The sequence below is a fragment of the Pseudomonas sp. PsB genome, from assembly GCF_043658375.1.
GTDB lineage: Bacteria > Pseudomonadota > Gammaproteobacteria > Pseudomonadales > Pseudomonadaceae > Aquipseudomonas > Aquipseudomonas putida_Z.
The window spans coordinates 118189-130295 of the sequence record NZ_JBIGLU010000004.1; the positions used below are offsets into that span (position 1 = coordinate 118189).

The following is a 12107-nucleotide window of genomic DNA, read 5'->3' on the forward strand; positions in this document are numbered from 1 at the left end:
GAGCAAGTGCATGAAACGGACTGTCGCGTGCCTTGTCCGGCAGGAGCCGGACGAGCCCACACGCTCAGAGTGCCGCGTCCACCTTTTTGGCTGCGTCTTCGCTGACCCAGCTGTGCCAGACCTCGGGGTGCTCCTTGAGGAACAACTTGGCCAGCTCCGGCGACTCGATGCGATCTTTGCTCATGCGCGCCAGGTTCTGGTTCAGCAGGTCGATCGGCAGATTGACCTTTTCCAGCACCGCCACCAGTTCCGGCGCCTGCTCGTGGAAGGCCTTAGACAGGCCCACTTTGATGGTCAGGGATTTATCCACGCCTGGCTTCTCGTCCAGCTTGACCAGGTCGACCAGGCCCATCAGCGGCGTCGGCGACCAGTAGTAGAACAGGATCGGCTCGCCACGCTTGTAGCTCGACAGCACGGCGGCATCCAGTGCCGGGCCGGTGCCCGGGCGGAAGTTGGTGTAGCTGCTTTCCAGGCCGTAGTGTTTGAGCATCTCGCTGTTGTCCAGCTCGCAGGTCCAGCCGGCCGGGCAATTGTAGAAGCGCCCCTTGTCCGGTTCTTCCGGGTCTTTGAATACCTGGGCGTATTGCCCAAGATCGGCGATGGTCTTGAGGTTCGGTGCCTTGGCTTCGAGTTTGCGCTTGGGGTCGCCTTCGATCACGTAACGCGGCACATACCAGCCTTCGACCGCGCCAACGACCGGTGCGCCGACGCCAACGACCTTGCCGGCGGCCGCAGCCTTGTTCCAGACCTCGCTGCGCCCTACCCACTCTTCGGCAAACACCTGAATGTCGTTGCTGCTCAGGGCGTTTTCCATGGAGATGGAGTTACCCGGCAAGCTGTCGGTTTCACAGCCATAACCATTTTTCAGCACGAACTGCATCACGTCCGTGAGCAGCATCCCGCTTTCCCAGTTCAATCCGGCGAATTTCACCGGTTTGCCAGACTCGCACCAGCCGGCCGCCTGGCTGGCACCAGCGGCCGCCAGCAGCCCGAAAGATAGTGTCGTGGTCAGCAGAGCCTTTGTAATTTTCATTGTGACGCTCCCAAACAAGAACATGGATTGCAGTAGTCGAGGGCATCCGGCCCAAAGAGGGTCGCCAAACTGGCTGATCAGCCTTGCAATCGGCATCGGCGTGGCACCTGTGATCGGTGGCCACTGCACAGAGGAAATATTTCACAACCTCAAAAAAGGATAAAATAATATGTCCTGATGTATCACAACGGAAAAACCTATGAAGTTCACACTGCGACAACTGCGCTACGCGCTCGCAGCGGCCAAGCACGGGAACCTGACGACTGCCGCCATGGAGCTTCATGTTTCACAGCCCTCCATTTCGGCGGCCATCAGCGAATTGGAAGAGGTGCTGGGCCAATCGATTTTCGTGCGCCAACGTGGCCTCGGCATATCGCTGACCCCGTTCGGGCGTACCGTCATGGTCCAGGCCCGTCGCGTTCTGAGCGAGGCTCGGACCTTTGCCGAGATCAATGCCAATGCGGGAAAGTGTGTCGGAGAGTTGGTGGTCGGGTGTTTTGAAGACCTGGCGCCCTATTGCCTGCCACAGATCGTGCGACGGATGCAGGAGTCCTGCCCGAGGGTCACGGTCGATATGCGCGAAGGCAGCTTCGATTATGTTGGCAAGCGGCTGAGTGAGGGCGCGATAGAGCTGGCGATCACCTACGATCTGGGTCTGCCGCCGAACACTCAATGCACCCAGCTGTGCCAGCTGACCGCTCAGGTACTGCTGGCTGCCGATCACCCGTTGGCCAAGGAATCGCGCGTCAGCCTCAAAGCGCTATCCGAATACACCCTGGTAGTCACCGATCAGGTCCACAGCTGGCAGCATGTGCTGGACCTGTTCAGCTTCTACGATCTTTCGCCCGCCGCTGTGCACCGCGTGCGCACCTTCGAGATGCAGCGTAGCCTGGTCGCCAACGGGTTTGGCGTGGCACTGATCTACACCCGGCCATTTGGTGACCGCAGCTATGATGGCCAAGCGCTGGTGTGTCGGCCGACCGAGGAGAAATTGCCAACGCACAGCATCGTGCTGGCGCATGATCAGCGCTATCCGCTGACGCCTTCGGCTGAGGCTTTCAAGGAACTGGCGGTGGCATGGTTCGCGGAGCGGCCGTCGTTTGCGTCCGAATGAAACTGCCCTCCTCTGCGAGGCGTCACTGCGCTAACGATACCTGGTCTTTCATCATCCCCATCAGTACCTCGTTTTCCAGCGGTTTGCTGAGCAAAAAGCCTTGTACTTCATGGCATTGGTCATCGCTGAGCAAGGCCAGTTGCTCGGCGGTCTCGACACCTTCGGCAGTCACCGTCATGCCCATTGCATTGCCAAGGTTGATGATGGCCTGGACCACGCTACGGTCGCTGCCACTCTTGCCCAGGTGCTGCACGAAACGCTTGTCGATCTTGATGCTGTCGAACGGGTAGGTACGCAGGTAGCCCAACGAGGAGTAACCGGTCCCGAAGTCATCCATGTTCAGGAGCACGCCCAGCTCCTTCAGTGCAAGCATGGTGTGCAGTGCGCCTTCGACATCGTTGAGCATGACGTTCTCGGTAATTTCCAGCTCCAGGCGGTGGGCTGGCAGCCCGGTGGCGCGCAACGCGTTGCCGACGTCGCGAACCACATCGCTGCGGCTGAACTGGGCCGGCGACATGTTGACCGAGACCATCACCGCCTGCGGCCAGCCCCGCGCCTTGGTACAGGCTTCCTGCAGCACCCAGTTGCCAAGCAGCACGATCAGGTCGGACTCTTCGGCAAGCGGGATGAAACGATCCGGGCGGAGCAGGCCCAGGCGCGGGTGTTGCCAGCGCACCAGGGCCTCGGCCGATGCGATCGAGACCCCATCGACCTTGAAGCGCGGCTGAAAATGCAGCACCAGCTCGCCACGCGGTATGCCCTCGCGCAGCTCGCTTTCCAGCACACGCTTCTCCATCAATGCTGCGTTCATCTGTGCCGAAAAGAATCGCCAGGTGTTCTTGCCCGCCTGCTTGGCTCTGTAAAGGGCCACGTCGGCGTGCCGGATCAGGTCGCTCGCCGTACCAGGGTACTCGGCCGACAGCACTACACCCAGGCTTACCCCCACTTGCACGACATGCCCTTCGACCTGAATGGGGCGTTTGATCGCCTCGATCACGCGCATGCAGAAGCGGTCCATGTCCTGGTGATCGCCTGGCCGGGTCAGCACGACGATGAACTCATCGCCTCCCAGACGGGCGACCAGATCACTGTCGCGGGTAACATGACCGAGGCGGCTCGCTACCTCGAGCAGCACCGCGTCGCCGGCCGGATGCCCAAGGCTGTCGTTGATTGGCTTGAAGTTGTCCAGATCGAGCATCAGCAGCGCCACCTGGGGTAGCTCAGCGCCAGGGGCTGATTGTTCGAGGAAACGGAACAGCTTGTTGCGATTCGGCAGGCCGGTCAGGGCGTCGTGCAAGGAGAGGTGCTGAATCTGGGCATGGGCGGCGACTTCGTCGGTGATGTCGCTGCACGTGCCACGAAAGCCGGTACACACGCCCTCGGCCACGATCGCGCGAGAGGCGATCCTGCAGATACGCTGCTGGCCTAGATGGTCCTGGTACTGGCAGCGCAGCGTGCCGGAGGAGCCTGTCGCTGCCAGGCTGTGCAGCGAGGTCCGGAGGTTGCTGGTATCACACGACAGCAACTCGGTAATCGGGCGCTGTCGCCACGCTTCGACGGGGTGCCCGGTGAGTTCGGTGAACCGGTCCGAAAGGTAGGTCAGGCGAAGGAGCACATCCGTTTCCCAGATCCAGTCCGAGGCAGCTTCGGCCACTGCCTTGAAGCGCTCTTCACTTGATTGCAGGGCGACCCTGGAAGTCACCAGAGCACGGTGGCTGCGATCGATCCTGCTGCTGGCGCGGATCGCATAGCGTGCAAACAATGCCATGCTCAGTGCGATGAACAGAACGGCGATAGCCAAGGGCGCGATTACCGTGTGGATCAGTTCGGTGCCGGGCTGCGGTATATCCCATGTCAAGGTGTGGCCGCTGCCTTCGAGTGGCAAGGCACCGCGCCCTTGGCGCTGATCGGCCGAATCGCCCACGGCCAGGCCGGACAGCCCCGCAGCCTGGCCCAGCGGCAAGAGCACCTGTGGCGACAGAACCCGAATGAACACCAACACCGCAGTGGGTCCCGGCGGGCGGGCCGGCTGGGTCTGCGGGCGGATCAGTGCAGCGACGTACACCGCCGGCTGGCCACGAAAGACCAGATAGCCTGAAGACGCCTGATCGTGCAGCGCTGCTTGTCGAGCCTCCTGCAGGATCTTGCCGGCACTGACGGTATGCTGCTCAAGGCCCTGCTGGCTGAGCTTACCGTCCAGTATTGCGTACCGTGTACCGTCGTCATCGAGCACATATACGCCTTCGTACCCGTCGGAGGTATAGAGCGTGGCGCCGACATTGTCCTCGTCGTATGCCCAATGTGCATCGACCTGCCCGCCCAAGTGATCATAGGCGGCCTGCCAGTTGGCATGGGTCAGCAGGAACGTCTTGTCATTCTTCTGCAACTGGGCCATCGCGGATTCTGCATAGAAGCGGCTTTGCTCCACTTCTCGGGCGTCCAGTGCCCCGGCGAGGCGGTAGAGGGAGAACAGCCCCAGCAACAAGGCCAACAGCAGAATCAGGGAAAACGCCACGATCAGTTGCCCGACCACATCACTGCGGGTCGACATTTCATTGTCAGCAAAGACGTCCATTGGTTCACCATCGCGGCCTAGGGTCTCCCGGTTGACCGGGCGGCAGGCTTGGAGGTCGATGGAGCTGACGATCGGTGGTTGGCGAAAGGCAACCTAAAGCCTGATACGGGCCAGGTTGGATAACGGTTCTGGTGCGTACCGCGGATAACGACCCATAACTGTCGTTTTGCCCAACGGCGATCATTGTGGGAGCGGGTTTACCCGCGAACACCGGCACAGCCGGTGCCATCCACCGCGGCGCCTGCTTCGCGGGTAAACCCGCTCCCACAGGGACGGCGTCGCATTTAAGATCACGCGGTACCTGTGAGCGGGCATGCCCGCGAACACCGGCAAAGCCGGTGCCATCCACCGCGTCGTCTGCTTCGCGGGCGCGCCCGCTCCCACAGGTACTGCGCTGGCTTCGAGTTGACGCAGAACCTGTGGGAGCGGGTTCACCCGCGAAGAGGCCGTCGAGGTCAATCACGGCTGCCGCTGGATTTCAACAAAACCCAGACGCCCGCCAGACACCCGGCACCGCCCCATTCGCGGGTAAACCCCACTGGGACGGCGCCGCACTTGAGATCACGCGGCACCTGTGGGAGCGGGCATGCCCGCGAACACCGGCCAAGCCGGTGCCATCCACCGCGTCGTCTGCTTCGCGGGCGCGCCCGCTCCCACAGGTACTGCGCGGGCTTCGAGTTGGCGCTGAACCTGTGGGAGCGGGTTCACCCGCGAAGGGGCCCTCGAGGTCAATCACGGCTACCGCTTGAGTCAAACAAAGCCCAAACGCTCGTCAGACACCCGGCACTGTCTTCTGCCCAACCAGCTGCTGCCTCTCCACCCCATCCAGCAACGCTTCCACCACCGCCTTGGCCGAATCCAGCCCATTTTCGTTACTCAACAACAGATCACGACAGGTCCCCTTGGCCAGCTCCAGTGCCTTGAGATTGGTCGCAAACGCGCCTTTGAGCAGCGTGGACAGATGCACCAGCGCATCTTCGTAGTCCACCCCAGAACGCACGGCAAACAACGGTGGATGGCTGCATTCGCACGTGGAGAAACTGGAGGACGCCGTGGTGGCGCGTACGGGAGGATCGGGTAAGCCTTTTGTCATTGTGTCGCTCCTTGATTCACTGGAGCCGCCACACAACGTGACCAAACGAATGGGTGGCGACTGTACGCGGGTTGGTCAACCGGGAATCAAGGAAACCGGCGCGCACGGAGGCGCCCCACGCACAGCCGCCATACTTGCCGTGGATGCGTGAAACGCCCCTCGAGGCACACGACAACTTCTTATTCCCACCTGCCCACGTTGCTGAATGCGGCGGTTCGTTAAAGGATTTTGACGGTCTCCGACATGAGGGTGCGTATCCATCGATGGCCTGCGTCCCGATGGGTTCTCTCATGCCAGGCCAGCATTTTGCAGAAGCCGGGGATCTCGACAGGCGGCTCCACAATCGTGAGTCCAGGGTTGCGGATGGCCAGCCGCCGAGGCACCACGGCTATCAAATCGCTGGCCATCAAGATCTCCGGCAGCACCAGGAAGCTCGTAACCGAGACGGTGACTCGCCGAGACTTTCCAATTTTCCTCAGCGCTTCGTCGGTAACGCCATGGAAGCCCCCTCCCGATGGTGATACCAACACATGGTCCAAAGCGCAAAAGCGCGTCAGCGAAATCCGCGATGATGTGGAATCTGGATGATCCGCGCGCATCACGCACACGTAGCTCTCATCAAATAGCGGTTTGACATGGAGGTCAGGAGCCGCTGCGCCATTGGCTACCAGCGCTAGGTCGACATCACCGCGCTCCAGTTGGAATTGAAGCGCTTGATCGTCGATCGGAAGCACAGAAATCCGTATGTTCGACGCTCGTTCGCGGAGGGCGCTTAGGAACGGAACCACGATTGCTCGCAACGCATAGTCAGTTGATGCGAGCTTGATGGTCAGTTCAGCCGTCTGCGGATCGAACGCTTGGGGCTGAAGCATACCCGCCACATCGGCTAGCAGCTGCTTGATCGGCAACGCCAGTTGCTCTGCACGCAGTGTCGGCACGATACCGCGTTGTGCCCTGACGAAAAGCGGGTCGTTGAAGCTTTCACGCAGTCGGTTAAGCATTCCGGTTACGGCCGGTTGGGTAAGTGCCAGGCGATCAGCTGCCCGGGTCACGCTGCGCTCATCGAGCAAGGCGTCCAAGGCTCTGAGCAAGTTGAGGTCCAGCTTTCTGATATCAGATTCCATGATGCTATGGATAAATCATCTCGATTGGAGTTATTTCAAGCTAGCACCCATCCTGAACTGAATCCACAACGACAGGCGCCATACCCCATGAACGAGATAATCTGGCCAGAAGGCTATTTGCCCGGTCTCACCGAAAATTTCGCCTCCAATGAGGTGATCGTCGCCGGCTTGACCGCCTCGGACATCTGGCCGCTGCTGAGCCAGGCGGCCAAATGGCCCACTTACTACAGCAACTCAGCAAATGTCACTTTCCACGATCATGCGGAGCCCCACCTGAATGTGGGGGTGCGTTTTTACTTTGAGACCTTCGGCTTTCCAGTCGAAGCCCAGTGCAATGAACATATACCTCCCACCTCAAGCTCTCCAGGCCGGATTGCCTGGCATGGTTGGGCCGGCGAAGGCGATACACGATTGGACGTGCACCATGCATGGCTCATTGAAGATCTGTCGCATGGTCGAGTGCGAATCCTCACCCAGGAAACCCAGAGAGGTAAGCCTGCCCTGGAACTGGCCCACGCTAAGCCCAATCCGATGATCAACGGCCACCAAGACTGGCTGGATGGATTGGTAAACGCTGCACGTGAAGCCAAGGAAGCGAATCAAGTGTAAGTAGTGGGTGAGCGGCCACAGAAGGTCGGATGCTGGTCGAGGGTGACCGCTTTCGACCCAGAGCGGACACTGATCCAAAGCTCTGTTGTCAGTACCGGCCTCATCGCCGGCAAGCCGGCTCCCACAGGAATATCACCAGCCTTCAGGCATGCGCTGTACCTGTGGGAGCCGCGCTTGCCGGCGATGGGCCGCGAAGCGGCCCCGGTCACAGATGTCCGCTTTGGGTCGCTTGCAGCCATTCGCGACTGGCCACTATCTACCCAAAACGGACGCTGCGCCGGACATCAAAGCCGGACGGATGACTTATCGGGTATCGCTCGCTACCCTGAAAGCCCCGTCACCTGACGGTTTCCAGGTCAAGTCCCATTTCACCAGACGAGCATGTCATGAAATCCCCCACAGGTTTGCTGCTGTCGGCTATCGAACTGGACCGTGCCAGTGCCATACCCCTGTACCGCCAGCTGTATCTGCAGATTCGCAAACAGATACTCAACGGCAGAATTCAGGGGGGCGTGCGCCTGCCGTCGACCCGGACCTTGAGCATCGAGTTGGGGCTGTCGCGGATCACCATCCTCAATGCTTTCGATCAGTTGATTGCCGAAGGCTTCCTGGCCTCGCGCACGGGTGCAGGTACGTATGTCGGTACTGAGTGGGAAAACCGGAGTATCGAGGACGAGCAACCGCGCCAGCCACCGCGCCTGTCCGAACTGAGCCAGTCGATGCTGTCGCTGCGCAGCGATCATTTTCGCGGGGTGTCCTATGCCGACTGGGATCCCGCGACGCCGACCTCCTTCCTGCCCAGTCACAGCACCTATGAAGAATTTCCGCAAGCCATCTGGCGGCGCCTGATGAACCGTCATTTGCTCAAGCCGACCAAGGCGATTCTGGGTTATGGCGAGTTGCAAGGTTTGCAGGCGTTTCGCACAGCGATTGCCGAATACGTCTTCGATGCGCGAGGTATCGACTGCAATGCCGAGCAAGTGGTGATCGTTTCCGGCGCGCAGCAAGCGTTCAACCTGCTGGGCATGCTGCTGCTCAATCCGCAGGACAGTGTCTGGATGGAAGACCCTGGGCACATCGCCGCGCGAATTGCGTTGCAAGCCCAAGGGGCCAAGATCATTCCGTTGCGTATTGACGAACAGGGGATCGATGTCCAGCAAGGCCTTGCCGAGTGCCCTGATGCACGCCTGGTATTTTGTACGCCTTCGCGTCAGCATCCTTTGGGTGTCACCCTGAGTTATGTGCGGCGCCAGGCACTCATCGACTGGGCTGCGCAGCATCAGAGCTGGATCATCGAGGACGATTGCGACAGCGAGTTTCGCTACAGTGGTCGACTTCTCCCGGCACTGTATGCCTTGGACCAGATGGCCCGGGTGATCTACGTCGGCACGTTCAGCAAAGTGCTCTTTCCGTCACTGCGACTGGGTTACGTGATTCTGCCGCAGGCTCTGGTCGAGCCCTTCTGCACCCTGCGCGCGGTCATGGATCGTAGCCCGCCCACACTGCTTCAGGCCACAACGGCGGATTTCATGAGCGAAGGCCACTTCCTGGGGCACATCCGCCGCATGCGTGCACTGTACAAGGCGCGCCAGCAGGCATTGATCGAACAACTTGAAAAGCAGATCGGCAGCTTTTTCAGGATTACTCCGACGGATGCCGGCATGCACCTGATCGCCTGGCTGCCCCCCGAACTCAGTGACACTGAAATCGCCCGGCAACTGGCCCGACACAACATTCACACCTACGCCTTGAGCGACTACCGCATCAAGCATGACCTGCCGCCGGCCCTGTTGATCGGCTTTGCCGGCACGCCAGAAAAGCAGGCCCGGGAGCGTGTCGAGGAGCTGGCCCAGGCCTTGCGCACGCTGGGTTACCTTCCGCCAGCCACTTGATGCGAGGCAAGTGGCCTTATCAATTAGTTGATAATGGATCTATCGAGAGTTCCTGACTGGCGCGATAAAGGCTGCGCCGGTAGACCCGGAGTCTGAACCAGGAACGACTCTAATGAACAACAAGATCCAGGAACGATTCAACGCCTTGCTGAGCCACAAGGTGGTCGAACACGTAGCTGCTCCAGTGCTGACCGAAGCACTGGCCCAGCGGTTGCTTGAGCGTCTCGGGCAATTGCGCCTGTTTGCCCACGCCTACCCGCTGCTGACCAACCTCACCCACGGTCGTGTCACCCCCGCCGACCTGCTGGACTTCGCCTATCGCCACGAGCTGCAAGGCCTGAGCCTGCACTTGCTCGACGGCGAGGAAAACAGCCTGAGCCAGATGTCGCCAGAGCAGCTCCAGGCGTTTGCCAGCAAGGCCAAGGCGCTGGGGCTGGATGTGCACCTGGAAATCAGCAGCACGCTGAAAAAGGATGTCGACCAGGTGATCGCCATCGCCAAGGCCCTGGGGGTGCGCAACATCCGTGTCTACTCACGTTACGAGGGCACGCTGTCGCGGGTGATGGACGTGATCGAGACCGACCTGCACTACCTCGCACAACAGGCCGACGCCAACGATCTGTACTTTGACTTCGAGCAGCATGAAGAACTCAAGAGCAGCGAAATCGCGCAGTTGCTCAACCGTCTCAACCACCCTCGCCTGCATGCCCTGTTCGACTTCGGCAACATGATCAATGCCTGCGAACAGCCCCTGCAGGCCCTGCACAACCTGGCGCCGTACATCCGCCAGGCTCACCTCAAGGGCGTACGCATCGTCCCCGAACAAAACGGCTTCGGCCATTACGGCGTATTGCAAGGCAGCGACGAAGACGACCTGCCCAGCGCCCGCATGCTGTTCGAACTGTTGATGCTGGGCGAAGCAACCCCACAGGTGATCGCGTTCATTCTCGAGCAGGAAAATCACTACGTGGCCCCGGCCTTCCGGCAGAGCCTTGAAGCGGCCGATCCATTCATTGCTTACCGGGAGATGAGCGAAACGCCGCTCCCGAAAGGCTACTCGCTCGAGCGCATGCTGGCCGACGAACACCGCTGGGCGAACAATCAGGTGGCCTATGTCCGACGCTTGCTGGGCGAACTGCGCACCTTGGCTGAACTGACCCTGGCCACCCCTTCCAACGCCTGAACCTGACGACCCGATTACGCCCGGAGAACAATAATGACAACTCAAAACAAGGCCAAATGGCTCAGACTCCTGATTCTCATCCTCGGTGGCGGCACCATTTACAAGTTGGCGAACCTCAAGGACGCCTTCTATGTCCCCATGCAGGAATTCATGGGCCTGAGCCACACTGAAATCGGCGTGCTGTTGAGTGCCAACGCAATCATCGCGACTGCACTGTTTGTGGTTGGCGGCCTGCTCGCCGATCGCTATGACACGCGCAAACTGATCCCCCTCGGCCTGATCGGGACCGGAGCTCTTGGGTTGTACCTGGCAACCTTTCCGCCCTTCAGCAGCTTGCTGATCGTGTTCAGTCTGTTGGCCGTCTGTGCCGACTGCCTGTTCTGGCCATCGCTGCTCAAAGCCATCCGTAATCTGGGTGACGATCAGGAGCAAGGCCGGTTGTTCGGCCTGCTGGAAGGCGGGCGTGGCGTTGTGGATACGCTGGTGGCCTTTTCCGCACTGGGCGTGTTCGTCGCCATGGGCTCGGGGGAAACCGGCCTGAAGTCGGCGATCCTGTTCTACTCGGTCATCGACATTCTGGCCGGCACCCTGACCTGGCTCCTGCTCAAGGGCGGTAACGCGCAATCGGCCGCCAAGCCGAAAAACGGTCTGGCGAACCTGATGGAGGCGATCAAGGTACCCGGCATCTGGTTGGTCAGTCTCAACGTGTTCATGGTCTACATCGTCTACTGCGGCCTGACCTATTTCATTCCCTACCTCAAGGAAATGTACGGGTTGCCCGTGGCGTTGGTAGGCGCCTACGGCATCATCAACCAGTACTTCCTGAAAATCCTCGGCGGGCCTGCCGGTGGTTTCATTGCCGACAAGCAGTTCAAGAGCACCAGCCGTTACCTGAAGTGGGCATTCCTGGCGTTACTGCCGTTGATGGGCGTGATCATGCTGATTCCAAAAAGCCCGGGCTTCATCTATGCGGGAATGGCGGCCACCCTGTCCTTCGCCCTGATTGTGTTCTCGATGCGCGGCGTGTTCTGGGCACCCATGGGCGAAGTCGGCATTCCCCAGCACATCACCGGCTCGGCCTTCGGCATCGGTTGCCTGATCGGCTATGCCCCCGGCATGTTTGCCTACGTCATCTATGGCGCGCTCCTCGACCACTTCCCTGGTCAACAGGGCTACAACTATGTGTTCACCTTGATGAGCATACTGGCCATCGTGGGCTTCATGGTGTCCAGCCTTCTCTATCAAGCGGTGCGCAAAAAATCCATGCCCACTGGCGGGGTCAACGCGGTACAAGCCTGATCATCGTTGCTCTCGAGGTTGTCGCTGTACCTGTAGGAGCGGCCTTGTGTCGCGAAAGGGCCGCATCGCGGCCCCAGGAATGATGCGCAACAGTTGAAATTGCCGGGGCCGCTGCGCGCCCCATCGCGACACAAGGCCGCTCCTACATGGGCCCCGCTGATTCAATGAGTTATGTGCAGTTCCAG

9 protein-coding genes are annotated in these 12107 nt (G+C 60.2%); 5 read left to right on the forward strand and 4 right to left on the reverse strand.

The features are described 5' to 3' along the window. Positions 1-64: 64 nt before the first annotated feature. A complete protein-coding gene (locus ACGLHT_RS08245; RefSeq protein WP_015270114.1) occupies positions 65-1033 on the reverse strand; it encodes an ABC transporter substrate-binding protein in 969 nt (322 codons plus the stop codon). 199 nt (positions 1034-1232) lie between these two features. On the opposite strand from ACGLHT_RS08245, the gene ACGLHT_RS08250 reads away from it, so the two are divergent. After that, the gene (locus ACGLHT_RS08250; protein ID WP_137164192.1) at positions 1233-2147 is read left to right on the forward strand and encodes a LysR family transcriptional regulator; all 915 of its coding nucleotides are present in this window, start codon (positions 1233-1235) and stop codon (positions 2145-2147) included. 22 nt (positions 2148-2169) lie between these two features. Here the strand turns inward: ACGLHT_RS08250 and ACGLHT_RS08255 are convergent, their stop codons facing one another. From ACGLHT_RS08255 to ACGLHT_RS08265, 3 genes are all read right to left on the reverse strand, one after another. Then, entirely contained in the window at positions 2170-4722 is a 2553-nt protein-coding gene (locus ACGLHT_RS08255; protein ID WP_274119932.1) for an EAL domain-containing protein, read from the reverse strand. 772 nt (positions 4723-5494) lie between these two features. Beyond that, entirely contained in the window at positions 5495-5731 is a 237-nt protein-coding gene (locus tag ACGLHT_RS08260; RefSeq protein ID WP_337993816.1) for a hypothetical protein, read from the reverse strand. A 302-nt stretch (positions 5732-6033) separates the two neighbouring features. After that, on the reverse strand, positions 6034-6939 hold the full coding sequence (locus tag ACGLHT_RS08265) for a LysR family transcriptional regulator (RefSeq protein WP_274119934.1): 906 nt from the start codon (positions 6937-6939) through the stop codon (positions 6034-6036). An 87-nt stretch (positions 6940-7026) separates the two neighbouring features. Here ACGLHT_RS08265 and ACGLHT_RS08270 point away from each other — a divergent pair, with 87 nt between their 5' ends. From ACGLHT_RS08270 to ACGLHT_RS08285, 4 genes are all read left to right on the forward strand, one after another. Next, positions 7027-7548: an SRPBCC domain-containing protein gene (locus ACGLHT_RS08270; protein ID WP_274119935.1), complete on the forward strand. Its 522-nt coding sequence runs from the start codon at positions 7027-7029 to the stop codon at positions 7546-7548. Positions 7549-7934: 386 nt separating this feature from the next. Then, a complete protein-coding gene (locus tag ACGLHT_RS08275) occupies positions 7935-9440 on the forward strand; it encodes a PLP-dependent aminotransferase family protein (RefSeq protein ID WP_274119936.1) in 1506 nt (501 codons plus the stop codon). A gap of 112 nt (positions 9441-9552) precedes the next feature. Further along, on the forward strand, positions 9553-10623 hold the full coding sequence (locus ACGLHT_RS08280; protein ID WP_274119937.1) for a sugar phosphate isomerase/epimerase: 1071 nt from the start codon (positions 9553-9555) through the stop codon (positions 10621-10623). A gap of 33 nt (positions 10624-10656) precedes the next feature. Continuing rightward, entirely contained in the window at positions 10657-11922 is a 1266-nt protein-coding gene (locus ACGLHT_RS08285; RefSeq protein WP_025339453.1) for an MFS transporter, read from the forward strand. Positions 11923-12107 lie beyond the last annotated feature (185 nt).